Raw genomic sequence first — 23539 nt, forward strand, 5'->3', positions numbered from 1 at the left:
CCCGCCTCAGTCGCAGTCGCGGCAGATCGGCTGGCCGTTCTTCTCGCGGGCCAGCTGGCTGCGGTGGTGGACCAGGAAGCAGCTCATGCAGGTGAACTCGTCCTGCTGCTTGGGCAGGACCCGGACGGCCAGCTCCTCGTTCGAGAGGTCCGCTCCGGGCAGTTCCAGGCCCTCGGCGGCCTCGAACTCGTCGACGTCCACGGCCGAGGCCGACTTGTCGTTCCGCCGGGCCTTCAGCTCTTCGAGACTGTCCGAGTCGACGTCGTCGTCGGTCTTGCGTGGAGTGTCGTAGTCGGTTGCCATTGTCGCTCTCCCCCTCTGGGTGTATGCGGTGTCTCCAGCGCACGTAACGCGTGAGAGGCCGGACTTGTGCCCGACCTGAGGCGGAGATTTTGCCTCACATCAAGGTCTGTTACTCAATCGACACCCAACCGGGCCCCTCACGGGTGATCGGCTTGGATGGCGATGGGGACCGTACACGGTCCGAATGCCGCACTTCAAAGGCGCCTCACCGTGTACTTCCCGTGATCAGGCCCCCTGAAAACCGGGACTTTCCCGACTTTCACGGGGATACATGATCACGGAGAGTGGACGGCCGGAGAATCGCCCTTGTGATCGATCACACACGGGATTGCCGGAGAGGCGCCCCGGAAATTCCGCTCAAAGCGAACACCGCGTTGTGTCGGCGGCATCATCTCAGATCGGCAGGGTGACGCGCATCACGAGCCCGCCCCCCTCGCGCGGCTGTGCGTAGATGTGCCCGCCGTGCGCCCGGGCGACCGAGCGCACGATGGACAGACCGAGTCCGACGCCCTTGTCGCTGCCCGTGCGCTCGGTGCGCAGCCGCCGGAACGGCTCGAAGAGGTTGTCGATCTCGTACGCGGGTACCACCGGGCCGGTGTTCGACACCACCAGGACCGCCTGTCCGTGCTCCACCTCGGTGGTGACCTCGACCCAGCCCCCCTCGGGCACGTTGTACCGCACGGCGTTCTGCACCAGGTTCAGCGCGATCCGCTCCAGCAGCACGCCGTTGCCCTGGACGACCGCGGGCCGGCGCGCGCCGCGGATCTCCACGCCCTTGGCCTCCGCCTCGCCGTGCACCTGGTCGATGGCCTGGGTGGCGACCTCGGCGAGGTCCACGGGTTTGCGCTCGACGATCTGGTTGTCGCTGCGGGCGAGCAGCAGCAGGCCCTCCACGAGCTGTTCGCTGCGCTCGTTGGTGGACAGCAGCGTCTTGCCCAGCTGCTGGAGCTCCACCGGGGCGTGGGGGTCGGAGAGGTGCACCTCCAGCAGGGTGCGGTTGATCGCCAGCGGGGTGCGCAGCTCGTGCGAGGCGTTGCCCACGAAGCGCTGCTGGGCGGTGAACGCCCGCTGGAGCCGCTCCAGCATGTCGTCGAAGGTGTCGGCCAGCTCCTTCAGCTCGTCGTCCGGGCCGTCCAGCTCGATCCGGCGGGACAGGTCCGAGCCGGCCACCGCGCGGGCGGTGCGGGTGATCCGGCCCAGCGGCGACAGGACCCGGCCGGCCATGGCGTAGCCGAAGGCGAAGGCGATGATCGCGAGACCGAGCAGGGCGCCCAGGGAGCGGCTGAGCAGATCGTCCAGCGCGTGCTGCCGCTGGGCGGTGTTGCACTGCTTGAGGATGTCGTTGAGCTGGCCGTTGGTGGTCGCGCCGTCCAGCTGCGGACAGGTCGCGCTGGTGATGTCGATGTTGCTGCCGGTCACCTGGAAGGACTGGCCGCTGCCGCCGTCATGGAGGGCCTGGGCGGCCAGCAGATAGATGATCGACAGCAGCAGGATCCCGGCGATCAGGAACATGCCGCCGTACAGCAGTGTGAGGCGTATGCGGATGGTGGGACGCAGCCACGGGAAGGGCGGATCGCCCTTCCTCGGGTCCCAGGTGGGCTTGGGGGGCGCCGCGGGGGGCGCGGGTGTGGCGGCCATCGGTCATCAGATCCGGTATCCGGAGCCGGGCACGGTCACGATGACCGGCGGCTCCCCCAGCTTGCGGCGCAGGGTCATCACGGTCACCCGCACCACGTTGGTGAACGGGTCCGTGTTCTCGTCCCAGGCCTTCTCCAGCAGCTGCTCCGCGGAGACGACCGCGCCCTCGCTGCGCATGAGCACCTCCAGGACGGCGAACTCCTTCGGCGCGAGCTGCACCTCCTTGCCGTCGCGGAAGACCTCGCGGCGGTTGGGGTCGAGCTTGATCCCGGCACGCTCCAGAACGGGCGGCAGCGGCACGCTCGTACGCCGCCCCAGGGCACGCACGCGCGCGATGAGCTCGCTGAACGCGAAGGGCTTGGGCAGGTAGTCGTCGGCGCCGATCTCCAGCCCCTCGACACGGTCGCTGACGTCGCCGGACGCCGTGAGCATCAGCACGCGCGTGGGCATGCCGAGCTCGACGATCTTGCGGCAGACGTCGTCGCCGTGCACGAGCGGGAGGTCGCGGTCGAGGACGACCACGTCGTAGTCGTTGACGCCGATGCGCTCCAGGGCGGCCGCACCGTCGTACACGACGTCGACGGCCATGGCCTCCCGGCGCAGTCCGGTGGCCACCGCATCGGCGAGCAGCTGCTCGTCCTCGACGACGAGTACGCGCACGTCGCTTGTCCTTCCTCGGGTCCCGCCCTCGATCGATCGGGCAGCGCCGCAGGGCGCACTCGGGCAGGGGTACGGGTGGGTGTGTTGCCTCCATCCTGCCCTTTTCGGCCGTAAGTCGGCTGTAAGGCGGGGAACGGACGGTGGCCGGAGGGTGCGAAACCGGGGAACGTCCGGGCGAACGGGCCGGGAATACAAGATTTTCTCGTCCGGTGAGGTTTCCTCGGAAGAGAGCTTGGGGAGGACGGGTTTTACATCCCGCGATCACGCTCTGCACGTACCGCGCCACCACGCGGTGCGCATCAGTCCGCTTCCGCAGAGCGGGCGTGGATGTCCGGCACCGTCGCCGCCCGGCCGAGCGGCGCTGGGCATCCGCTCCGGACGTGATCGTCCCTTCCGAACCGGCACACCCCCGTGCCACCGACCCACCGACCCAGGACGAGGGGGCGCAGCATGGACGCATTCACCGCAGGACTTCTGCAGCGCATAAAGGCGACCGAGTCCGATCTGTCGCGGGCCCGCGACGAGGGCGACGACTTCCTCGTCGACGTGGAACAGGGCGAACTCGACGACCTGCGCCGCCTCGCCGCCGAACACGGCGTGGAGGTCGGCGTGTACAGCCTCTGACCGGCTCGCACCGACGACGGGCCCCGGCGAATCCAGCGCCGGGGCCCGTTCGTGTCCGTTCGTTCGCCTTCGGGGCGCGCCGGTGGCTCTCTCACGGCCGACGCGTGGGGACAGTGGGCGCCGGTGGCCCCTTGCCGCTGGTTCACCTGCCCCGATGCCGGACCTCGGCCGGATGCCACCCCCGCCGGCGACCCGTCAGTCGTGCCAGGCCCCCAGGTCCTCCAGGAGGTGCTGGAGCGGCTCGAAGACGCCCGGGGTCGCCGCGACCGTGAGGTCCCGGGAGGGGCGGTCTCCGGGGCGGCCTCCGGTGCGCGCGCCCGCCTCGCGGGCGATCAGGTCACCGGCTGCCAGGTCCCAGGGGTGCAGCCCGCGCTCGTAGTAGCCGTCGAGACGCCCCGCGGCGAGGTCGCACAGGTCGATCGCGGCCGAGCCGCCGCGCCGGATGTCCCGCAGCAGGGGGATCAGCCGCTGTGCCACGTCGGCCTGGTGGGCGCGGACCTCGGTGACGTAGTTGAAGCCGGTCGACACCAGGGCCTGGTCCAGGGGCGGCGCGGGACGGCAGGTCAGCCGCCGCTCGCCCGCCCAGGCACCGGTGGCCCAGGCGCCGCCGCCGCGTACCGCGTGGTACGCCTCGCCGCGCATGGGGGCCGCGACCGCCCCGGCCACGGTCTCGCCGTCCTGCTCGGCGGCGATGGAGACGGCCCAGGTGGGCAGGCCGTACAGGTAGTTGACCGTGCCGTCGAGCGGGTCGATCACCCAGCGGACGCCACTGCTGCCCTCGGTGGAGGCGCCCTCCTCGCCGAGGAAGCCGTCCTCCGGGCGGCGCTCGGCGATCAACGTGGTGATCAGCTTCTCGGCCGCGATGTCCATCTCGGTGACGACGTCGATCGGGCTGGACTTGGTCGCGGCGACCGCGAGGTCGGCCGGGCGGCCGTCCCGCAGCAGCTCACCCGCGCGGCGGGCCGCCTCCCGGGCGAGCTGCAGCAGTTCCGCGTGCAGGGGGTCGGTCACGGCGCTCCTCACGCGTAGGGACTGTCGGCGCCCGCGGCGGCGGGGCGCGGGGCACGGGCCGGGCAGCAGCCCACCGGGCAGAGATCGTGGCTCGCGCCGAGCGATCCCAGGGCGCACGGCGCGACGTCCTGTCCGCGTTCGGCGGCGGCGCGCTCCAGGATCAGCTCACGGATCGCGGCGGCGAACCGCGGGTCGGCGCCGACGGTCGCCGAGCGGCGCACCGGGAGGCCCAGTTCCGCCGCCTTGGCGGTGGCCTCGGTGTCGAGGTCGTAGAGGACCTCCATGTGGTCGGAGACGAAGCCGATGGGGGCCATGACCACGGCCGGCGCACCGGCCGCGTGCCGCTCCTCGAGGTGGTCGCAGATGTCGGGCTCCAGCCAGGGGATGTGCGGGGCGCCGGAGCGGGACTGGTAGACGAGCTGCCAGGGGTGGTCGACACCGGTGCGCTCGCGGACGGCGTCGGCGATCAGCCGGGCCACGTCCAGGTGCTGCCGGACGTACGCGCCGCCGTCGCCGTGCCCCTCGGCCGGGCCGGAGGTGTCGGCCGCGGAGGTGGGGATCGAGTGGGTGCAGAAGGCGATGTGCGCGCCGTCCCGGACGTCCTCGGGGAGGTCGGCGAGCGACCGCACGACCCCGTCGATCATGGGCTCGACGAAACCGGGGTGGTTGAAGTAGTGCCGCAGCTTGTCGATCCTCGGCGGCTCCAGCCCCTCCTGCTCCAGGGCCGCCAGGGCGTCGGCGAGGTTCTCGCGGTACTGGCGGCAGCCCGAGTACGAGGCGTAGGCGCTGGTGGCGAGCACGAGGATGCGGCGGTGGCCGTCGCGGACCATCTCGCGCAGGGTGTCGGTGAGGTAGGGCGCCCAGTTGCGGTTGCCCCAGTAGACCGGCAGGTCCAGGCCGTGGCCGGCGAAGTCCCCCCGCAGCGCGTCCAGCAGGGCGCGGTTCTGGTCGTTGATGGGGCTGACCCCGCCGAAGAGGAAGTAGTGCTGCCCGACCTCCTTGAGGCGTTCCTTGGGGATGCCGCGCCCGCGCGTCACGTTCTCCAGGAACGGGACCACGTCGTCCGGGCCTTCGGGACCGCCGAAAGAGAGCAGGAGCAGGGCGTCGTAAGGGGTGGCATCGAGCACGTCTGGCATGTCTCGATCCTGCCATTCGACGCCGGCGGGCGGGACGGGGCGGGGGTGCCACCGGCCGCGACGCGGCGGGAACGGGTGTATGAGGGTGACCTAACCCGTAAGCTGTATCGACTGCGTTCGCACCTTACTGAGACCTTCGGAGATCCCGTGCCCAGCCCTTATCGCGCCCTGTTCGCCGCCCCTGGCAGCAGGGCCTTCTCCGCCGCGGGGTTCCTCGGCCGGATGCCGCTGTCCATGATGGGCATCGGCGTCGTGACGATGGTCTCCCAGCTCACCGGGAGGTACGGGCTGGCCGGCGCCCTGTCGGCGACCATCGCGCTGGCCGCCGCCGTGGCGGGCCCGCAGGTCTCGCGTCTGGTGGACCGGTACGGGCAGCGGCGGGTGCTGCGCCCCGCGACGCTGGTCTCGCTCACCGCGGCGGCGGTGCTGCTGTTCGCGGCGCACTACGGCTGGCCGGACTGGGTGCTGTTCGTCGCGTGCGTCGGCATCGGCTGCGTGCCGAGCGTCGGCGCGATGACCCGGGCCCGGTGGGCGGCCCTGTACCGGGGCACCCCGCAACTGCACACCGCGTACTCCTTCGAGTCCGTGGTGGACGAGATCTGCTTCATCTTCGGGCCGATCATCTCCATCGGGCTCTCCACGGCCTGGTTCCCGGAGGCCGGCCCGCTGCTCGCGGCCTGCTTCCTGGCGGCCGGCGTCTTCTGGCTGACCGCGCAGCGCGCCACCGAGCCCGAGCCGCACCCGCGCGAGCACCGGCGCGGCGGCACGGCACTGCGCGCCCCGGGCCTTCAGGTGCTGGTCGCGACCTTCGTGGCGACGGGAACGATCTTCGGCGCCGTGGACGTGGTCACCGTGGCCTTCGCCGAGGAGGAGGGGCACAAGGCCGCCGCGAGCGTGGTGCTCGCCGTGTACGCGCTGGGTTCCTGCGTGGCGGGCGTCGTGTTCGGGCTGCTGCACTTCGCGGGGGCGCCGGAACGTCGTTGGCTGCTGGGCGTGTGCGCCATGGCCGTGAGTATGATCCCACTCCTACTGGTCGGGAACCTGCCGTTTCTGGCCGTGGCGCTGTTCGTTGCGGGTCTGTCCATCGCTCCGACGATGATCACGACGATGTCCCTCATCGAAGAGCACGTACCGCGCACGCAGCTCACCGAGGGCATGACCTGGGTGAGCACCGGGCTCGCGGTCGGGATCGCCGTCGGTTCCTCCGTGGCCGGCTGGGTGATCGACGAGGCCGGGGCGCGTGCCGGGTACGGGGTTCCGGCGGTGGCCGGGGCCGTCGCGGTCGCGGTCGGTTTCCTCGGGTACCGTCGGCTCAAGCGGCCGGCTCCGGGTCGGGGAGGCTCCGTTGGGCAGCACAGCGAGCACGGGGAACGGCACATGGCGTAACTGGGGCGGCAACGTATCCGTCCGTCCCGCGCGGGAGACCGCGCCCGCCTCCGTGGAGGAGCTGGCCGCCGAGGTGCGCCGGGCCGCCGAGGACGGGATGCCGGTGAAGGCGGTCGGCACCGGGCACTCCTTCACCTCCATAGCCGCCACCGACGGCCTGCTGATCCGCCCTCACCTGCTGACGGGCATACGGCACATCGACCGCGCGGCCGGCACGGTCACGGTGGAGGCCGGCACCCCGCTCAGGAGACTGAACCTGGCCCTCGCGCGGGAGGGCCTGTCGCTGACCAACATGGGCGACATCATGGAGCAGACGGTCTCCGGGGCCACCAGCACCGGCACCCACGGCACGGGCCGCGACTCGGCCTCCGTCGCCGCCCAGATCCGGGGCCTGGAGCTGGTCACCGCCGACGGTTCGGTGCTCACCTGCTCCGAGGAGGAGAACCCGGACGTCTTCGCCGCCGCCCGGATCGGGCTCGGCGCCCTCGGCGTCGTCACCGCGATCACCTTCGCCGTGGAGCCGGTCTTCCTGCTCACGGCCCGCGAGGAGCCGATGCCCTTCGACCGGGTCTGCGCCGAGTTCGACCGGCTGCACGCCGAGAACGAGCACTTCGAGTTCTACTGGTTCCCGCACACCGGCAACACCAACACCAAGCGCAACAACCGCAGCGCGGGCCCGGAGCGGCCGGTACCGCGGTTCAAGGGGTGGTTCGAGGACGAGTTCCTCTCCAACGGGGTGTTCCGGGTGGCCAACTGGGTCGGCCGTGCGGTCCCCGCGAGCGTTCCGGCCCTCGCGCGGGTCTCCAGCAGGGCGCTGTCCGCGCGGACCTACACCGACCTCCCGTACAAGGTGTTCACCTCGCCGCGCCGGGTGCGCTTCGTGGAGATGGAGTACGCCGTCGCGCGCGAGGCCCTGGTGGAGACGCTGCGGGAGCTGAAGGCGATGGTCGACCGCTCGCCGCTGCGGGTCAGCTTCCCCGTGGAGGTGCGCACCGCCCCGCGCGACGACATCACGCTCTCCACCGCGTCCGGCCGGGACAGCGCCTACATCGCCGTCCACATGTTCAAGGGCACCCCCTATCAGGGGTATTTCACCGCGGCCGAGCGCATCTTCACCGCGCACGAGGGGCGGCCCCACTGGGGGAAGATCCACACGCGGGACGCGGAATACCTCTCCCGGGTGTATCCGCGCTTCGAGGAGTTCACGGCGCTCCGGGACCGGCTCGACCCGGAACGCCGGTTCCGCAACGACTACTTGCGGAGGGTCCTGGGGTCGTAGAAGATTCGTTGCGCGGCGTGCCAATCCACGCAGGTGGCCCAAATGGAGTACTGTGGCGAGCCCTGGGTCCGGTCTCCCGTCAGGGTGCTCGGGACCCTGAGGACCGCCGGGAGGGGACTAGTTGCGCAGGGTGAGGCAGTTGGTCACTTAGCGTTGCGAATAAGTAACCGTGCCATAACGGCGATCCAGGGCCCGCGCCCGACACGCCGGGCAACTCGGCAAGGTTGTGGCAGGCTGCACCCGGGCAGGCCACACTCGACTAGCGGAAGCAGCGACGCACGTGACGTCGGCAGGCACCACCCGGGAGGTCCCCATGCCGGAACTGCGTGTCGTGGCCGTCTCGAATGACGGCACACGGCTGGTGCTGAAGGCTGCGGACAGCACGGAGTACACGCTTCCGATCGACGAACGGCTCCGCGCCGCCGTGCGCGGCGACCGTCCCCGCCTCGGCCAGATCGAGATCGAGGTGGAGAGCCACCTCCGCCCCCGCGACATCCAGGCGCGCATAAGGGCCGGCGCGACCGCGGAAGAGGTCGCGCAGATGGCCGGCATCCCCGTGGACCGCGTACGCCGCTTCGAGGGCCCCGTCCTCGCCGAGCGCGCGTTCATGGCCGAGCGTGCCCGCAAGACCCCGGTCCGCCGCCCCGGCGAGAACTCCGGTCCCCCGCTCGGTGAAGCGGTGCAGGAGCGGCTGCTGCTGCGCGGCGCGGAGAAGGACACCGTCCAGTGGGACTCCTGGCGCCGCGACGACGGCACCTGGGAGGTGCTGCTGGTCTACCGGGTCGCGGGCGAGCCGCACTCGGCGAGCTGGACCTACGACCCGCCCCGGCGGCTCGTCCAGGCCGTCGACGACGAGGCGCGCTCGCTGATCGGCGAGTCCGACGACCTCGCCGCGCCCGAGCCCAGCTTCCCGTTCGTGCCGCGCATCGCCCGGCTGCCGCGGGACCGCCCGCTCGACCGTCCCGGCGACCGCGAGCGGCCGAGTCTGCCCGCGCAGGCGGCCGAGCCCGAGGAGGAGTCCCTGACGGCCACGGCGTCGGGCGAACGGGACTCGCTGACCAGCCTGCTGGAGGCGGTGCCGAGCTTCCGGGGCGACCTGGTGGTCCCGGAGCGCGCGCCCGAGGCCGCTCCCGAGGAGCCGGACCCCGAGCCCGAGGCGGAGGATCCGCCGGCCCCCGCGGCCTCGGCCGGGTCCGCCTACGCGGACGTCCTCATGCCACGTTCCGTCGGCAGCCACCGGGACCGGCTCATCGGCTCGACCGACCGTCAGGCCGAGGCGGACGGCGTCCGTCCGGGCCGCCGCGCGGCGGTGCCGAGCTGGGACGAGATCGTGTTCGGGACGCGCCGGAAGAAACAGGAGTAGCCGGTTCGAGTGGTCCGTGACCGCGGCCGGTTGACGTGAGGCGAGGGGCGCCCGCCGTACGGCGGGCGCCCCTTCATGCGCCGCGGAGCGGTCTACTGCGGATCCGGCCCCACCGCGACCGGCCGCCCGGGGTCGGACGACCACTCCGACCAGGAACCGACGTACAGCGCCGCCGGAATGCCCGCGACCGCCAGCGCCAGCACCTCGTGCGCGCCGGAGACGCCCGAGCCGCAGTACACGCCGACCGGTGCATCCTCCGACACGCCCAGTTCCTCGAAGCGGGCGCCGAGTTCCGCGGCGGGCAGGAAACGGCCGTCGGCGCCGACGTTCTCCGTCGTGGGCGCCGAGACCGCGCCGGGAATGTGCCCGCCCACCCGGTCGATCGGTTCCACCTCACCGCGGTACCGCTCCCCCGCGCGGGCGTCCAGCAGCACCCCCGAACGCGCCAGCGCCGCCGCGCCGTCGGCGTCGAGCAGCCCGGCCGCCCCCGGCACCGGTACGAAGTCGCCCTCGGCCGGCTGTGGCACCGACGTCTCCAACGGGCCCTCCCAGGACGGCAACCCGCCGTCGAGGACCCGCACGTCCGGGTGACCCGTCCAGCGCAGCAGCCACCACGCGCGGGCGGCACCCCAGCCCATGCCGCCGTCGTACACGACCACCGGCGCGGCGGACGACACGCCCGCCCGCCGCATCGCGGCGCCGAACACCGCGAGGTCCGGCAGCGGATGGCGTCCGTGACCGCCCGGCGCGGACGCCAGCTCCTCGTCGAGGTCGACGAAGACGGCGCCGGGAAGATGCCCGGCCCCGTACGCGGCCCGTCCGTCGAACGGCGGTTCACCGGCCGCCGTGGCCGCGCCGAGCTGCCAGCGGACGTCGAGCAGCACCGGCGGGTTGGCGCCCGCCAGCGCGCTCGCGAGTTCGGATGCGGAGATGATGGCGTTCATGGCCACCATCCTCGCGCACGGGGTGGCCGATCCGTCCCCGTCCGGCTACTCTGCTCGGCCGGACGGCCCCGGTCACAAGGCGTACCGGAACGGGCACATGCTGTACAAGCGATCGACACCCGTCGGTGAGCGCGCCGAGGGGGACGGGGGACCGCGCGTCGGGCATCCTCCGGGACCAGGACCCTCGCGGGAGCGCGCACCGGCCCGGACCGCGGCCGGTGCCCCGGTCGGCACGGGGATCACCCGGGGATCGCACGCGACGCGACCCCACCGGGTCGAGGAGAGCACGGCCACCGCGCGGCGGCCGAGAAGAGAGTGACGATGACCGACGCACGGGGGAACGCCCGCCCGGACGGCGAGGCGCCCGCTCGGCACACACCCGGCACACCCTGCTGGGCGAGCCTGACGGTGCACGGCCTTGAGGCGGCCGAGGAGTTCTACGGGGCGCTGTTCGGCTGGGAGTTCCGCCCCGGCCCCCGGCGGCCCGGCCCGTACGTGCGGGCCGTGCTCGACGGGCGCGAGGTGGCCGGCGTCGGCGTGCTGCCGCCGGCCCGTGATCTGCCGGCCGCCTGGACGCCCTACTTCGCCTCGGACGACGTGGACCTGACGGCCGACGTGGTGCGGTCGTGCGGCGGCACCGTCGGGGTGGGCCCGCTGGACGCCGCCGACGCCGGCCGGCTGGCGATCGGCTCCGACCCCTGCGGCGCCGTCTTCGGCGTCCGGCAGGCGGCCGCGCGCGCGGGCACCTCCGTCACCGGTGGGCCCGGCACCCCCGCCTGGAACGAACTGACGACCTTCGAGTCGGCCCGTACCGCCAAGTTCTACGCGACCGTGTTCGGTTACGACGAGGAACCGGTGGTCCCCGCCGACCCCGCCCGCGTCACCCTCTGCCTGGACGGCCGTCCCGTGGCCGGCGTCCACGGCGTGGGCAGGGCCCTCCCCCGGGACCGGGGCCCGCACTGGACGACGTACTTCACGGTGTCCGACGCCGACGACGCGGCGGAGCGGGTTCTCCGCCTGGGCGGCCGGGTCCTGGCGCCGCCCCGCGACGGCGTCCGCGGCCGCGCCGCGACGGTGGCGGACCCGGAGGGGGCGCGGTTCGCGCTGCTGCAGGGCCCGCGCTGACGCGTGGGCCCCGTCCGCCGTCCTGCGCCCCGGAGCCAAGCGGGTTTCCGGCTCGCCCTCTTCACGTCGCGTCAGGCACCTTCGGGCGGACGCCACCGCCCTGACGTGAGATCGCCGAGGAGTCGCCGGCCTGCGACGGTGAACGGGTGGTCGGCTCCCAGGCCGCGCTCCCGCCTGGCCACGACGTCCGTCATGATCTCGACGGCCGCCGCCACGTGACCTCGCGCGGCCCATGTCCGGGACAGCAACTGCTGCGCCGAGAGCGCGAGCGGATGGTCGGGGCCGAAGCGCCGCCGGTACGCCCCGGTGACCATCCGGATCTCCTGGTCGGCCTCGTCGAAACGGCCCAGCAGGTACAGCGCCCACGCGTGGTTGTGGTGGGCGCCCAGCGTCACCGTGTGGTCGGGGCCGAGGCACCGTACGCACTCCGCGGGCAGGGAGAGCAGCGCGCCTTCCTCTTCGGCGACCAGCTCGGACGCGGACAGCAGGACCAGCAGGCTGGAGAGGGAGCGCAGGGTCAGCGGGTGGGCGGGACCCAGTGCCCTCCGTCTGCCGGTGACCGTGGAGCGGAGCAGCGAGACGGCCTCGTCGCGTCTTCCGAGGTTCCCGAGTACGAGCTGGAGGCCGTGGCGGGTGTCCAGGGTGTCGGGGTCGTCGGCCCCGAAGAGCCGTTCCTGAGCCGCGTGGACACGTCGGAGCAGCCGTTCGGCCTCGGTGTAGCCGCCCAGCCGGAAGAGCGCCCGTCCGTCCCGGGAACGGGCGGCCAGGACGAGACGGTGCTCCGCGCCGAGCCGCCGCTCGCCGAGGTCCGCGGCGGCCAGGGCGGTCTCCCGGGCGGACAGGTAGTCGCCCGTGCGGTGCAGGGCGGTGGACAGCCTGGTCAGCACGGCCAGGGCGTCGGCCGACGCCGGGGGGTCACCGGCGCGCCGCAGCAGGGCGAGTCCGTGGGGCACCAGCAGCCGGAGCCGCGGATCGTCCGGACCGGCGTCGGGCACACCCGGTACGGCCGCGTCGAGCAGTCGGACCGCTGTGGCGTGGAGCGTCGGAACCATGTTCGCCGGGGTCGCCGCGGCGACGCTGTCGAGCAGCACCGCGTGGCTCTGCACACACCGCTCACCGACGTCGACCAGTTCGGTCAGCGACTGGTCGAGCAGTGCTCTCAGAGCCGTCTCGCAACGGGCACGTGGCAGAACGCCGCTGATCTCGGTGCGGTTGAGCAGGGGCAGCGGCAGTGGCTCAGGAGCGAAGCGCGACAGGAGCCTCAACAACGCGGTCGCCTCGGGCAGGCCGCGGGCCTCGAACGCGTCGAGCGTCAGCTGCCACGTCAGGCCGACCAGGTGCCGGGGATCCTCCTCGGACAGGGCATCGGCCCCCCGGTCGATGAGCTCGACCCCTTCGCCTTCCTCCAGACGGCGCCCGTACGTCTCCATCCTCCAGGGATCGAGCACTTGCCGGGAGAGGAAGCCGCCTGCCAGCGTGAGGGCGAGCGGCAGCCGGCCAAGCCGGTCCGCGATCCGGGCCGCCTCCTGCTGTGTGCCGCTGTGCGGGGCGAGGTCCCGCAACACCCGCGCGGCGTCCTCACGCGGCAGTACGCCGATGTGCTGCAACTCCGCCCCCGGCCACCAGCGGGCGGCCGGCCGGCGGGTGGTCACCACGACCGTGCCCCGTGGGCTGGTGCGCAGCCAGCTGCCGTCCCGGAGGATCTCGGGCCGGTCGGCGTTGTCGAGGACCAGCAGCCAGGGCTCGGTGGAGCGGTCGAGACGCTGCCAGACCAGGTCGGCGGCGGGACGGAGTCCGTTGCGGGCCGCCAGCAACTCGGCGTCGGCCGCCCCTCGGTCGGCGGCCACGGCGAGCATGCCCGCACGCAGGCTCGCGCGGTCGGAGGCGCTGACCCACAGTCCCACCCTGCCGTGCTCACCGGTGGCCAGCTGGAAGAACGTGTAGGCGACCGCGGTCTTGCCGCAGCCGCCCATGCCGTACAGCACGTAAACCTCGCCACCGTGTTCCTCCCGCACGCTCGCCCGCAGCCGGTCCAGCACCTCGGTGCGGTCGCGCAGGACGACCGGGGGCCGGCCGACCGCCGGGCGGCGAACCGAGTCGGGACCCGGCGGCGCGGTCGCCCCGTCGCCGTGTCCACCGTGGTGGTGGTGCTCGCTGATGTGCTGGTCGCCCGACGCCTGGTAGACCCGCCCCCGGTCCTCGGCGTGGCCGTCCATCGCGCCCGTCATCGCCGCGCGTGGCGCCGGCCTCGTCCGGCCCGGTGGATGCGGGCATGACCGGAGGCACTGGCGTGCCGGGTCACCGCCGGTCCGGTCGCGCCGCCCGGGTCGGGTTCTTCGAGCGGTCCGCGCGGTTCCGCGGCGGTGCCGGGCCGGGCGGCGAGCGGCCGCCTCGGCCGTTCGGTGGCGTCGGCCGTCATCGACGTGACTGGTGTGACCGGTGTGACTCCCGCGCTCTGCGCGAGTAATGCCGTCTCCGGGTCCACAGTTCCCCCTGCCCGATAAACTCTAATTTTCAGATTATACGCTAAATAGCTCATATCTGTCTTACTTCAATACGGCACCTTTCGCGCATGTTCATCGTCCCACCCCGCACCGGACGGGACAACAAGAGCACGGTCGCGACTCCCTCGGCGTGTCCACTTTTCGCGCGGCCAAGCCGGTATGTTCACTGCTAAAGTAGCGGGAATCCGACCCATCCGAGGGGGCGATGGCCATGAGCAGGCCATGGGAAGCGGATCCCGCCACGACATTCAAGCGACGCCTGGGGAAATCGCCGCAGGAACTGGGGCACACGACCGACAACCCCGACTGCCCCGACATCTGGGAACTCGAGAACGGTGACATCGCTGTCATAGGACGTGACCTCACGGAACCGCTCGGCGGGAGACTTCCCATCGGTGTCTCCGTCGGAGCGGACGAACGGATCGTGGTCGTCCCCAGGAACATGTTGATCGCAGCGAAACCGGACATCCCGAATGTTTGACTCCTTCCCGCACGGGACTTCGGAACGCATGGATCGCCCCGCATACCATGCGGACTTCCGTCGCGTCTACGAAAGCGGAATCCGCCACCTGAACAAGCTCGAGCGGGGGCAGAACTTCAAAGAACGCGGATTCGCCAGCTGGGAGGCCTTCGCCGCCGGGGAATGGGACCGCGCGTTGTCCCTCATCCAGGAGAAACGCGACGTCTACGCCCGGCAGTTCCGCACCGCCGCACGGCTGGGAATTCTGGAGCGACGCCTCCGCGTCGTGGAATTCCCGGTGACCCCGTACGTGCAATGGGAGCTTTTCGTCCTGCGCCTGCGGGTGGAGCTGGGCGACCACATCAGGGTGCTCGACGCCCGCGACATCACGGACATCGAGAGGAACCGCCCGGTTCCCGAAGTGGTGATCCTCGGGGACGTCGCCCTGTACGAGGTGCTCTACGACGAGGACGGGAACGCGGCGGGAGCCAACCGCTTCACCGATCGGGCGCTGATCCGGGAGACCTCGGCCGACTTCGACGCGCTGTACGAGCGGGGGGACGACTTCCACGACTTCTTCGACCGGGAGATCGCCCCGCTCGCCCCACCCGCGGTGGTCCACTGAGGCGGGGCGCCGGCCCACTGGTGCGAGCCCGGCGGCACCTCGGCCGCCGAGGAGATCGCCCCCACCGCGCCGGACGCCCGGGTGGTCAAGGCGTTCAACATCCCCCTCGCCGGGCCGCCGGCCACCGGTGAGGGGGACGGCCGCTGCACGTCTTCGTCGCGGAGGACGACGAAGACGACCGTCTCCGAGCTCGTCGCCTCCGCGGGGCTGCGCCCCCTGGTCGCGGGAGAGGCGACACGGTCCTGGAGCCGGTCAGGGCTTCCCGAACGGAACGCGCGGCCCGGTGGCCCTTTTGCCGGGCCGCCTGCCGGTCAGTGGGTGCCGGTGCGCTTCTCGAGGCGGGTACCGTCGCGGAGGGTGATCGACATCAGGTCGCTGGGGGCGTCCAGTTCCAGGCGGTGCCAGCGGCCGCGGGGGACGATCGCGGCGGTGCCCGCCCGCAAACGCACCATGTCCTCGGCCCCGCCGGGAGCGTCAGGACGGAAGTAGAGGCGGATGCCGCCGGTCAGACAGCACACCGCTTCCTCTGCCTCCGGGTGCATCTCCCAGTGGTCGGCGTGAACGTCGGCGGCGGTCTCCACGTGGAACGTGGCGATCTGCCAGGCGCCGGAGCCGCTGCTCGTCATCTGCCGTTCGGCGGCCCGGACATCGCCGTCGGGGTGGAAGTGCAGCGCCGAGGTGAACAGGTCAATGGTGGTGGTCGTCATGACGGAGTTCCTTCCAGCCGGTTCTGCGCGGGGGTGGTGGAGCGCGGGACGGGAGTGACGGCTCGGCGGCGCGGCAGTACACCGATGGCCACGACTGCCGCGAGCACGAAGACGGCGGCGGCGAGGGCCAGGCCCAGGGCGTAGCCGCCGTTGAGTGCGGCGGGGTCGGTGGTCGGGCCGGTGTGGTGCGCGGCGACGGTGGCCAGGGCGGCCAGGCCGATGCAGCCGCCGAGTTGGCGGGAGCTGTTCATGAGGCCGCCGGCCATGCCTGCCTCGCGCGGGGCGACGCCGGTGGTCGCGGCGGCGGCGACCGGCGCCAGGACCAGCCCGGCGCCGACGCTGGTGACGAGGGACGGGCCGAGTACGTCGGCGAGGAAGCTGCCGTCGGGGCTGATGAGGGCGAACCAGGCCAGGCCCGCGGCGGCCACCAGGGCGCCGGGCACCAGGGAGGCGCGGGGGGTGCGGGACGCGGTGACGCGGGTCGCGACGACGGTTCCCGCGACCAGGCCCAGGGAGAAGGGCAGGAACGCGGTGCCGGTCGCCGCGGCACCCATGCCCAGGACCTGCTGCATGTACAGGGACACGAAGTAGAACGCCGTGAACTGCCCGGCCGCGGCCAGGAACACCAGCACGTTCGCGCCGGCGACCCAGCGACTGCGCAGCAGGCCGAGGCGCAGCAGGGGTGCGTCGACCCTCGCCTCGGCGAGGACGAAGGCGGCGAGCAGCACGGCCGCGGCGGCGAGAGTCGCCCACGTGACCGGGGAGCCCCAGCCCAGGGTGTCGGTTCGGACGACACCGAGCACCAACAGCCCGACTCCGCCTGTCGCCAGGACGGCGCCCGCTGCGTCCAGCCGCTCGCGCCGGGCGGGCGGGGTCTCGGCGGGAACCCCCGTGAGGACCAGCGCGAGAGCCACCGCGACGATGGGCAGGTTGACCAGCATGATCCAGCGCCAGCCCGCGTACTCGGTCAGCAGTCCGCCCGCCAGTACGCCCAGCGCGCCGCCCGCGGCGTTCACCGCGCTCCACACCCCCAGCGCCCGGACACGTCGGGGGCCCTCGGTGAAGGTGGTGGTGAGCATCGCCAGTGCGGCCGGCGCGGCCGCGGCGGCGCCCAGGCCCTGCCCGGCGCGTGCGGCGATCAGGTGCCAGGGGTCCTGGGCCAGCCCGCCCGCCAGCGAGCACAGCCCGAAGACGGTCAGCCCCAGCACGAACATCCGGCGCCGGCCGTACAGGTCGCAGGCGCGGCCCCCCAGCAGCAGGAACCCGCCGAACGCAAGCGCGTACACGTGCACGACCCACGACAGGTCGAGCGGCGCGAATCCCAGCGCCGTACGGATCGCGGGTAACGCGACGTTGACCACGGACATGTCCAGGGCGACGACGAACTGGGCGACGGCCGCCGCCGCCAGCACCACTCCGGGCCTGCCCTCAGAGTTTTTATACATGTAAGAAAAGTTAGCGCCGAGGTTCGCCGTTGTCGACACCTGGGGAATGATGGAGGGCATGCCGCAACCGTCCGCACCGCGCAGACCCCTGGGCCGGCCTCCCCGCATCTCCCGCGAGGAGATCATCGGGACGGCCCGCCGGATCGTGGAGGAGGGAGGTGTGGACAGGCTGACCATGCGGCGGCTGGCCACGGAGGTCGGCAGTACGCCGATGGCGCTCTACCACCACGTCCGCGACAAGGAGGAACTGCTCGTCCTCCTGCTGGACGACTACGCCGCCCGGACCCTGCGCCGGCCGGAACTGCCCGCCGCCCCCCGCGAACGGGTCGTCGTGGCCGCCACCGCGATCCACGAGGCGCTCGCCGCCTGCCCCTGGATCGTGGAGGTGCTGACCGCCGACGACCTGCTGTCCACGAGCGCGCTGTGGTTCGTCGAGCAGATCGTCGACGGCCTGGTCGGATGCGGCCTCTCCCTCGACCGGGCCGTGCACGGCTACCGTGCGATCTGGTACTACACCGCCGGAGAGATCGTGGTCAGGACGACAGCGGCCCGACGGCGCGCGGACGACGACCGCGCGACCTACCGGGAGCAGGTCTTCGCCGGTCTCGACCCGAGTGAACTGCCCCGCCTGACACAGGCCGCGGACTGCTGGGCGCCGCTGACCGCCGAGGACACCTACCAGGACGGGCTCCGGGCCCTGGTGGACGGCCTCCTCGTCAGCCGCTGACGACGCGCCACCGACGATGTGCCCGGCCGTCGGCGCCATGTGAGTGGGGCCGACGGGTCCGTGATGCGGCCTCTGCGGGGCCTGGTCCCCTTGCGGGCGAGCCCCGTGCCGATCGAGGAGTTCGGCAGTCCCCGCACCGGCCGGCCCTCGACCGACCACGCCGTCAGGCGGGGACGCGTACCGTCTCCACCCAGTTCGGGGGCTGGGGCGCGCCGTCGCCGATCAAGGCCGCGACGAGGCGGCAGGACGGGGTCTCGGCGGGCCAGGGGGTGTGGCCGTCGGTGAGGACGATGACGATCGAGGGGCGGTCGCGCGCCGCGAGGGCGGCGTCGATGCCGACGCGCATGTCCGTGCCGCCTCCGCCGCCGAGGGTGATCTGCTCGGTGGCCGTCACCCGGGACACGGCGTGCACGTCGGCGTCGCAGGCGAGGACGGTGACGCGGTTGCCGCGCACCCCGACCTCGCGCAGCACGCCCGTGACCTCGCCCAGGGCGGCGGCGAGTTCCGCGTCGCCCATCGAGCCCGAGGTGTCGACGACGACGGCCACCCGGGGCAGCGGACGGCGCAGGCTGGGCAGGACGACGCCGCGCAGCGCCGGGGTGCGGCGCGACGGGCGGCGGTAGGTGTAGTCGACGGCCCCACCGGCCCACGCGGCGGCCTCACGGACCGCGCCGGACAGGGCCTGCCGCCAGTCCACCGTGGGTTCCAGGACCTGCTCGGCCCAGCGCTGCCAGCCCGCGGGCAGGGTGCCGCGGGAACGCTGGTGGGCGCGCATCGCGTCGGCGGTGTGCCGGCGCAGGGCCTGGGCCTCGACGTCACCGAGCGCGGCGGGGCCGGCGGATCCGGGAAGTTCCCAGGGCGTGGGGCGGCCGTGGGCGCCCGATCCGCAGTCGTGTTCCCGGACGTGAGGGGGCAGCCCGGGCAGGTACGCCTCGAACAGCTGCCCGTCGGGCAGGCCGAAGAGGCGGGGTTCGACGCGTCCGGCGGGCAGGCGCAGGCCGTCGGCGAGGAGGTCGTCGTTGATCTCGCAGTCCTGGGCGACGTTGACGCGGTGGCGGTCGCGCTGCTCTGCGGCGGGGAGCCGGCCGGCGCGGCCGTGGTGGTCGCGCAGCAGGTGCGCCGCCTCGTGGATCCAGACGCCCGCGAGTTCCTCCACCGGCGTCGCGTCGACGAAGGAGGGGGAGACGTAGCAGCGCCAGTGGCGGTCCACGCCCATGGTCGGCACCTCGTGGCTCGCCACGACGGTGAGGGCGTACAGGGCCGACGCCAGGTAGGGGCGGTCGTGCGCCGCGCGGTAGCGGGCGGCGAGCAGTTTGGTCGTGTCCAGGCGGCTGCGGGGATCCGTCATGCCGGGGACCTCACCGGCTGCCGGGCAGGGCCCCGGACATCCGCAGCAGGTCCAGGAACCCGTCGATGCCCGGGGGCACGGGCCAGTCGAGCCGGCGCATCGACGCGAGGTCGGTGGCGGCCCGGGCGGCCACGTCCGGTACGCCCGCGTCCACGGCCTTGGCCAGGACCGTCCAGCCGGCCTCCCAGCGGGTCCGGGTGAGATCGCCCTGGATGGCGGCGACGACCGCGATGAGGAAGGCGAGTTGACGGTCGCCGCGCTCGGGCAGGGCGAACGCGTCGGGGTCGGCGAGGACCCGCTCGGGGTCGGGCAGGTCGAGGTGTTCCAGGTACGACAGCAGTTCGATGCCCGCGCCGTCCCCGACGGCGCCGGTGAGCGCGGCTGCCGTCGCCTCGCGGCCGGCGCCGGTCGCGTATCCGGTCGCGAGCAGTCGCAGCGCCATCTCCCAGGTGCGCGGGGACGGCCAGGAGCGGCCCCGGCTCTCGGCGTCGGCGGGTATGTGGTGAACCAGGCCGGGGCGGGCCGTGAGGAAACCGGAGACCGCGCCGCGGGCCCGTGCGACGGCACCGGGCACCTTGGCCGGATCGACCGCGGGGACGGCCACCTCCGGCCAGGTGCCGGCCATGCCGCGGGCGACCACGGCCGGGTCGTGGGTCCAGTCGAGGTGGACGAAGCGGTTGGCGAGCGGTGGGCTGAGGTGCCAGCCGTCCGCGGCGCTCGACGGCGGGTTGGCGGCGGCGACGATGCGCACCGCGTCGGGCAGGACGAGGCTGCCGACCCGGCGTTCGAGCACGACCCGCAGCAACGCCGCCTGCACGGCCGGGGGCGCGGAGGAGAGTTCGTCGAAGAAGAGCAGGCCCTGTCCGGCGCGGGTGAGCCGGACCGCCCAGTCGGGCGGGGCCATCGGCACGCCGGTGGTGGCCGGGTCGTCCCCGACGATCGGCAGGCCCGCGAAGTCCGAGGGCTCGTGCACGCTGGCGATGACCGTCTCCAGCGGGAGGCCGAGCCCGGCGGCGAGCTGTTCCAGGCCGGCGGACTTGCCGATGCCCGGTTCACCCCACAGCAGGACCGGCTGGTTGGCCGTCACGGCCAGGGCGAGAGCCTCCAGTCGGGGGTTGACGGCGGGTTCGGTCCGCCGCGTGCGCAGCCTGCCGACGAGGTCGTCCGCGGCGGCCAGCGGGCCCGGTGCGGTACGGGGGGCGGGGTCGGTGCTCAAAACGGCGGTTCCTTGCTGTACTGGTCGAAGCCGACCGGCTCGTCGGGCTCTTCTGGCTCGTCGGGCTCTTCGGGCTCTTCGGGCTCTTCGGGCTCGTCGGGCTCGTCGGGCTCGTGGTCGTCCGCGTCGTCCTGCTCCCTGCCGTCCATCCACTCGTCCCACCAGTCGGCGCCGACGCCCGGGTGTTCCTCCCGTACGCGCTTCCGCAGGAAGGCCAGGTCGGAACGCTTGTACCGGCGGATGGTCTGGGCCAGCGACAGTTCGGACTGGTCCTCCACGTCGATCCGGGCGCCGGCGGCGAGGAGGTCCTCCACGAGGGCCCTGGAACCGCCGTCGTTGACCGCCACGAACAGCGGTGTGCGGTCCCGCTGGTCCCGGGCCTCCAGGTCGAGCCCCGCCGCGAGCAGCCGGGGCAGCAGCGGCTCGTGGTCGAGGAGATGCAGGACGTGGAGCAGCGAGCGTCCGGAGGCGTCGCGTACCCGGGGGTCCACGCCCGCGTCCAGGAGCTGGAGCACGCCGTGGGTGTCGCCGTGCTGGACGCGCAGGAACAGGTCCTGCCGCTGGGCGCGCAGCGCCTTCGGCAGCCGGCCGTCGCCCGACGCCCAGGTCTGCTCGACGGCGAAGCACCCGGCGACGGCGCCGCCGAACGCCCGCAGGGCCCGCTCGCGTTGCTGCTCCTCGTCGCTGTGCGGCATGCGGAGCAGACCGCCCGGGCGGAAGCCCACCTCGTGCCATTCGCCGCGGCAGCGCACCCGGACGGGTTCGGGGAGGGCGGGGCCCGGCGGGCCGCCGGTCCCGTCGGCGACCCGGAGACCGGGGAACAGCGCCTCGCGGACCAGCGGATGCAGATGTTCCGGCTCGACCCCGCCGACGCGCATCAGGTCGAGGTCGGGAAGCCTGCGCCAGAGCGCTTCGGCCAGGAAGGGCACGCCCTTGGCCTCCTCGCGGCCGACGGCCCTCACCCGCAGTCCGGTGCGGCCGCCGGGGGCCGTCGGCTCCAGCAGAATGGACGTGCGCCAGTCGCCGGCGACGAGGAAGCGGTCCCCGACGCCCTCGTCCGCCAGCCGGCGGACCTCCCGCTCCAGGCGGGTGTGGTCGAGCGCGAGCCTGCCGAGGAGCGCCACCGGATCCGCCCGGTACCAGCCGGGTCCCTCCGGAGGTGCGGGGTCGACCTCGATGCCGGCCGCGGCGAAGGCCGCCTCGACCTCGCCCTTCTGGTGCAGCAGGGTGACCCACTCGGCGCGGGCCGCCGCGTCGCCGGGGCCGGGATCGGCCGTGGGCAGTTCGTCCGTACGGCGCGGCCGCCCGTCCGCGTGGAGGAAGGGGAGCCGTCCGGGACCGCCGCCGCACCGTTCGCGCAGTCCGGCGGTGTGCCGGGCGTCCCACAGGTGCCGGGCGTACCGCCAGTCCTCGGTCCGGCGTCCGAAGACTCCGGCGGCCCCCTCGTCCGCGACGGTGCGGAACCGCAGGGTGATCCGCTGCGGGCCCGCCAGCATCGCGGGCGTGGTGAGGTGCAGGTACGGCGTGGAGCGGGGGCCCTCACCCGCGCGCACCGGCCGGTAGCGGGCGAGGACCACGATCCGGTCGGTGTCGAGGGTGGTCCATCCGCCCAGCACCCGGGGCAGGTGCCAGCGCACCAGGTCCGGGGCCAGGTGGCGCAGGTCGTCCGCCAGCGCCGCGGCGACGTCGTCGCCGCAGTGCTCGGCCACCTCGGGCAGGTCGATGTCGACGTCCACGTGGGCCGCCGCGCACGCGCCCCGCCAGTCACCGGCCGTACGGCGTTCGGTCGCGCGCTCGATCATCCTCCGGGGCACCGCGTAGCGGCGGATCCGCCGCCAGCTCGCCGCCTCCTCCGGTGGGAAGCAAGGGAGTTCGGGGCGGCCGCTCAACGGTAGACACTTCCTATCGCGCGCAGGTCGGGATGGGCCCCGGCCACGGGCCGCAGGCGCCGGGTGAAGGACCGCTTCACCTTCCGGGGCAGTCCCGGCCCCAGTCCGACGTACTCCAGCGGTGAGTCGTCCGGCACCGCCGCCAGCAGGGACTTCGCGCCGCGCCCGGTGAGCCCGGTGTGGCACAGCTCCAGCCGGCGCAGCGGGCTGCCCGCGAGCGCGGCGGCCAGGGCACGGGCGCCTTCGTCGCCGGTGGCGTTGGCGGGGGCGCCGAGGCTCCGCTCCGACATCGGCCGCCCCAGGTCGAGCGCCTCGATGGCGCCCAGCGCGCCGGCGAGGGCGCGCGCCCCAACGGGGCCGATCCCGTTGCCGCCCAGGCCCAGGCGCACCGGCCGCCCGGAGTCGGCGGCGGCGGCCGCGAGGGCGGCGGCGCCTTCGTCGCCGAGGTGGTTGGCGGGCAGGTACAGCTCGCGTACGCCCGCCTCCCGGATCAGCGCCGCCAGCAGGCCGGCGACGCCGGCGGTCAGGCCGTTCCCGCCGAGGAAGAGGCGGTCCACCGGGCGCGGGCGGCCGGTGAGGGCGTCGAGCAGCGCGCGCAGACCTTCCATGGTGACACCGGTGTTGACCAGGTCGAGGGTGCGCAGCGTGGTGTTGCGGCGGAGCATCGCGGCGAGCGCCACGGCGCCGTCGTCGCCCACCGGGTTGCGCTTGAGCCACAGGGCGCGGACGGTGTCGTCCGCCGAGAGCGTGTCCGCGAGCGCGGCGACGCCTTCCGGGCCGATGCGGTTGCAGCCGAGGTAGAGCGTGTGCAGACCGTGGCCGTCGACGAGCGCGCGGGCGACCGTCGACGCCCCCTCGTCACCGATGGCGTTGGTGCCGAGCAGGACGTGCCGGGCGTGCGGCGAGCGGGCGGCGACGGGCATCAGCCGGGCGGCGCCGGCCGCTCCGAGGCCCTGCTTGCACAGGTCGACACGGCCGTCCGCGCGCAGGGTGCCGAGCGGGAACGTCTCGTCGGTCCCCACCGCCCGGTCCGACCTCAGCCGGGCCAGCAGCGGGTCCAGGCCGACGGGGTCACCGATCGGGATGTCCGGGTGCTCGATCGCCGGGCAGCGCACGGGTGTCGGCTGCGTCATCACCACTCCACCGGTC

General features: G+C 73.3%; 21 protein-coding genes. 8 read left to right on the forward strand and 13 right to left on the reverse strand.

Annotated features, from left to right (window positions below; all coding sequences use genetic code 11):
* Positions 1 to 6 precede the first annotated feature (6 nt).
* The 3 genes from ACFY3N_RS23620 to ACFY3N_RS23630 form a co-directional block, all read right to left on the reverse strand.
* Positions 7 to 303, reverse strand: a complete 297-nt coding sequence (locus ACFY3N_RS23620; RefSeq protein WP_003993510.1) for a DUF4193 domain-containing protein — start codon at positions 301 to 303, stop codon at positions 7 to 9.
* A gap of 393 nt (positions 304 to 696) precedes the next feature.
* Positions 697 to 1941: a sensor histidine kinase gene (locus ACFY3N_RS23625; protein WP_390818682.1), complete on the reverse strand. Its 1245-nt coding sequence runs from the start codon at positions 1939 to 1941 to the stop codon at positions 697 to 699.
* A 6-nt stretch (positions 1942 to 1947) separates the two neighbouring features.
* Positions 1948 to 2601 carry a response regulator transcription factor gene (locus ACFY3N_RS23630; RefSeq protein WP_003993508.1) on the reverse strand — a complete coding sequence of 218 codons (654 nt, stop codon included), beginning with the start codon at positions 2599 to 2601 and terminating at the stop codon, positions 1948 to 1950.
* 450 nt (positions 2602 to 3051) lie between these two features.
* Here ACFY3N_RS23630 and ACFY3N_RS23635 point away from each other — a divergent pair, with 450 nt between their 5' ends.
* The gene (locus ACFY3N_RS23635; RefSeq protein WP_390818683.1) at positions 3052 to 3225 is read left to right on the forward strand and encodes a hypothetical protein; all 174 of its coding nucleotides are present in this window, start codon (positions 3052 to 3054) and stop codon (positions 3223 to 3225) included.
* 195 nt (positions 3226 to 3420) lie between these two features.
* On the opposite strand, the gene ACFY3N_RS23640 is transcribed toward ACFY3N_RS23635, so the two are convergent.
* Together ACFY3N_RS23640 and ACFY3N_RS23645 are read right to left on the reverse strand one after the other, a co-directional pair.
* Complete coding sequence (locus ACFY3N_RS23640; protein WP_390818684.1) at positions 3421 to 4236, reverse strand: inositol monophosphatase family protein; 816 nt, start codon at positions 4234 to 4236, stop codon at positions 3421 to 3423.
* 8 nt (positions 4237 to 4244) lie between these two features.
* The gene (locus ACFY3N_RS23645; protein WP_390818685.1) at positions 4245 to 5372 is read right to left on the reverse strand and encodes a ferrochelatase; all 1128 of its coding nucleotides are present in this window, start codon (positions 5370 to 5372) and stop codon (positions 4245 to 4247) included.
* A 147-nt stretch (positions 5373 to 5519) separates the two neighbouring features.
* Between ACFY3N_RS23645 and ACFY3N_RS23650 the strand changes: the two genes are divergently transcribed.
* The 3 genes from ACFY3N_RS23650 to sepH all read left to right on the forward strand — a co-directional run bounded on the left by ACFY3N_RS23650 (position 5520) and on the right by sepH (position 9400).
* Positions 5520 to 6758 (forward strand): MFS transporter, encoded by a 1239-nt coding sequence (locus tag ACFY3N_RS23650; RefSeq protein ID WP_390818686.1) that lies wholly within the window; start codon positions 5520 to 5522, stop codon positions 6756 to 6758.
* On the forward strand, positions 6718 to 8037 hold the full coding sequence (locus ACFY3N_RS23655) for a D-arabinono-1,4-lactone oxidase (RefSeq protein WP_390818687.1): 1320 nt from the start codon (positions 6718 to 6720) through the stop codon (positions 8035 to 8037). Before ACFY3N_RS23650 ends, ACFY3N_RS23655 begins: the two co-directional genes overlap by 41 nt.
* A 313-nt stretch (positions 8038 to 8350) precedes the next feature.
* Positions 8351 to 9400, forward strand: coding sequence for a septation protein SepH (gene sepH, locus ACFY3N_RS23660; protein ID WP_390818688.1), 1050 nt, complete (start codon positions 8351 to 8353; stop codon positions 9398 to 9400).
* Positions 9401 to 9492: 92 nt separating this feature from the next.
* On the opposite strand, the gene ACFY3N_RS23665 is transcribed toward sepH, so the two are convergent.
* On the reverse strand, positions 9493 to 10344 hold the full coding sequence (locus ACFY3N_RS23665; RefSeq protein WP_390818689.1) for a sulfurtransferase: 852 nt from the start codon (positions 10342 to 10344) through the stop codon (positions 9493 to 9495).
* Between the two features lie 321 nt (positions 10345 to 10665).
* On the opposite strand from ACFY3N_RS23665, the gene ACFY3N_RS23670 reads away from it, so the two are divergent.
* Positions 10666 to 11469, forward strand: a complete 804-nt coding sequence (locus ACFY3N_RS23670) for a VOC family protein (protein ID WP_390818690.1) — start codon at positions 10666 to 10668, stop codon at positions 11467 to 11469.
* A gap of 71 nt (positions 11470 to 11540) precedes the next feature.
* On the opposite strand, the gene ACFY3N_RS23675 is transcribed toward ACFY3N_RS23670, so the two are convergent.
* Positions 11541 to 13685, reverse strand: a complete 2145-nt coding sequence (locus ACFY3N_RS23675; protein ID WP_390818691.1) for a tetratricopeptide repeat protein — start codon at positions 13683 to 13685, stop codon at positions 11541 to 11543.
* A 499-nt stretch (positions 13686 to 14184) separates the two neighbouring features.
* Here ACFY3N_RS23675 and ACFY3N_RS23680 point away from each other — a divergent pair, with 499 nt between their 5' ends.
* Positions 14185 to 14454 (forward strand): hypothetical protein, encoded by a 270-nt coding sequence (locus ACFY3N_RS23680; protein ID WP_390818692.1) that lies wholly within the window; start codon positions 14185 to 14187, stop codon positions 14452 to 14454.
* Positions 14447 to 15058, forward strand: a complete 612-nt coding sequence (locus tag ACFY3N_RS23685; RefSeq protein ID WP_390818693.1) for a DUF6879 family protein — start codon at positions 14447 to 14449, stop codon at positions 15056 to 15058. Before ACFY3N_RS23680 ends, ACFY3N_RS23685 begins: the two co-directional genes overlap by 8 nt.
* Before the next feature lie 311 nt (positions 15059 to 15369).
* Here the strand turns inward: ACFY3N_RS23685 and ACFY3N_RS23690 are convergent, their stop codons facing one another.
* Positions 15370 to 15765: a cupin gene (locus tag ACFY3N_RS23690; protein ID WP_390818694.1), complete on the reverse strand. Its 396-nt coding sequence runs from the start codon at positions 15763 to 15765 to the stop codon at positions 15370 to 15372.
* Entirely contained in the window at positions 15762 to 17210 is a 1449-nt protein-coding gene (locus ACFY3N_RS23695; RefSeq protein ID WP_390818695.1) for an MFS transporter, read from the reverse strand. Before ACFY3N_RS23695 ends, ACFY3N_RS23690 begins: the two co-directional genes overlap by 4 nt.
* Before the next feature lie 58 nt (positions 17211 to 17268).
* Here ACFY3N_RS23695 and ACFY3N_RS23700 point away from each other — a divergent pair, with 58 nt between their 5' ends.
* Complete coding sequence (locus ACFY3N_RS23700) at positions 17269 to 17937, forward strand: TetR/AcrR family transcriptional regulator (RefSeq protein ID WP_390818696.1); 669 nt, start codon at positions 17269 to 17271, stop codon at positions 17935 to 17937.
* 163 nt (positions 17938 to 18100) lie between these two features.
* Here the strand turns inward: ACFY3N_RS23700 and ACFY3N_RS23705 are convergent, their stop codons facing one another.
* From ACFY3N_RS23705 to ACFY3N_RS23720, 4 genes are all read right to left on the reverse strand, one after another.
* A complete protein-coding gene (locus ACFY3N_RS23705) occupies positions 18101 to 19285 on the reverse strand; it encodes a VWA-like domain-containing protein (RefSeq protein ID WP_390818697.1) in 1185 nt (394 codons plus the stop codon).
* A 10-nt stretch (positions 19286 to 19295) separates the two neighbouring features.
* Positions 19296 to 20501 carry an AAA family ATPase gene (locus tag ACFY3N_RS23710; protein WP_390818698.1) on the reverse strand — a complete coding sequence of 402 codons (1206 nt, stop codon included), beginning with the start codon at positions 20499 to 20501 and terminating at the stop codon, positions 19296 to 19298.
* The gene (locus tag ACFY3N_RS23715; RefSeq protein ID WP_390818699.1) at positions 20498 to 22303 is read right to left on the reverse strand and encodes an ankyrin repeat domain-containing protein; all 1806 of its coding nucleotides are present in this window, start codon (positions 22301 to 22303) and stop codon (positions 20498 to 20500) included. The genes ACFY3N_RS23710 and ACFY3N_RS23715 overlap by 4 nt, the downstream gene beginning before the upstream one ends.
* Positions 22304 to 22386: 83 nt before the next feature.
* Positions 22387 to 23523, reverse strand: coding sequence for a gala protein (locus ACFY3N_RS23720; RefSeq protein WP_390818700.1), 1137 nt, complete (start codon positions 23521 to 23523; stop codon positions 22387 to 22389).
* Positions 23524 to 23539 lie beyond the last annotated feature (16 nt).

Source organism: Streptomyces sp. NPDC000348, assembly GCF_042898795.1.
Classification (GTDB): Bacteria; Actinomycetota; Actinomycetes; order Streptomycetales; family Streptomycetaceae; genus Streptomyces.

What these genes read in the sequence shown, in the direction of transcription:
- ACFY3N_RS23685 (WP_390818693.1), top strand. Translation starts at nt 14,447, where the DNA reads ATGTTTGACTCCTTCCCGCACGGGACTTCGGAACGCATGGATCGCCCC.
- ACFY3N_RS23720 (WP_390818700.1), bottom strand. Translation starts at nt 23,523, where the DNA reads ATGACGCAGCCGACACCCGTGCGCTGCCCGGCGATCGAGCACCCGGAC.
- ACFY3N_RS23635 (WP_390818683.1), top strand. Translation starts at nt 3,052, where the DNA reads ATGGACGCATTCACCGCAGGACTTCTGCAGCGCATAAAGGCGACCGAG.
- ACFY3N_RS23715 (WP_390818699.1), bottom strand. Translation starts at nt 22,303, where the DNA reads ATGATCGAGCGCGCGACCGAACGCCGTACGGCCGGTGACTGGCGGGGC.
- ACFY3N_RS23695 (WP_390818695.1), bottom strand. Translation starts at nt 17,210, where the DNA reads ATGTATAAAAACTCTGAGGGCAGGCCCGGAGTGGTGCTGGCGGCGGCG.
- ACFY3N_RS23705 (WP_390818697.1), bottom strand. Translation starts at nt 19,285, where the DNA reads ATGACGGATCCCCGCAGCCGCCTGGACACGACCAAACTGCTCGCCGCC.
- ACFY3N_RS23620 (WP_003993510.1), bottom strand. Translation starts at nt 303, where the DNA reads ATGGCAACCGACTACGACACTCCACGCAAGACCGACGACGACGTCGAC.
- ACFY3N_RS23680 (WP_390818692.1), top strand. Translation starts at nt 14,185, where the DNA reads ATGAGCAGGCCATGGGAAGCGGATCCCGCCACGACATTCAAGCGACGC.
- ACFY3N_RS23645 (WP_390818685.1), bottom strand. Translation starts at nt 5,372, where the DNA reads ATGCCAGACGTGCTCGATGCCACCCCTTACGACGCCCTGCTCCTGCTC.
- ACFY3N_RS23670 (WP_390818690.1), top strand. Translation starts at nt 10,666, where the DNA reads ATGACCGACGCACGGGGGAACGCCCGCCCGGACGGCGAGGCGCCCGCT.
- sepH (WP_390818688.1), top strand. Translation starts at nt 8,351, where the DNA reads ATGCCGGAACTGCGTGTCGTGGCCGTCTCGAATGACGGCACACGGCTG.
- ACFY3N_RS23690 (WP_390818694.1), bottom strand. Translation starts at nt 15,765, where the DNA reads ATGACGACCACCACCATTGACCTGTTCACCTCGGCGCTGCACTTCCAC.
- ACFY3N_RS23700 (WP_390818696.1), top strand. Translation starts at nt 17,269, where the DNA reads ATGCCGCAACCGTCCGCACCGCGCAGACCCCTGGGCCGGCCTCCCCGC.
- ACFY3N_RS23675 (WP_390818691.1), bottom strand. Translation starts at nt 13,685, where the DNA reads ATGGACGGCCACGCCGAGGACCGGGGGCGGGTCTACCAGGCGTCGGGC.
- ACFY3N_RS23665 (WP_390818689.1), bottom strand. Translation starts at nt 10,344, where the DNA reads ATGAACGCCATCATCTCCGCATCCGAACTCGCGAGCGCGCTGGCGGGC.
- ACFY3N_RS23625 (WP_390818682.1), bottom strand. Translation starts at nt 1,941, where the DNA reads ATGGCCGCCACACCCGCGCCCCCCGCGGCGCCCCCCAAGCCCACCTGG.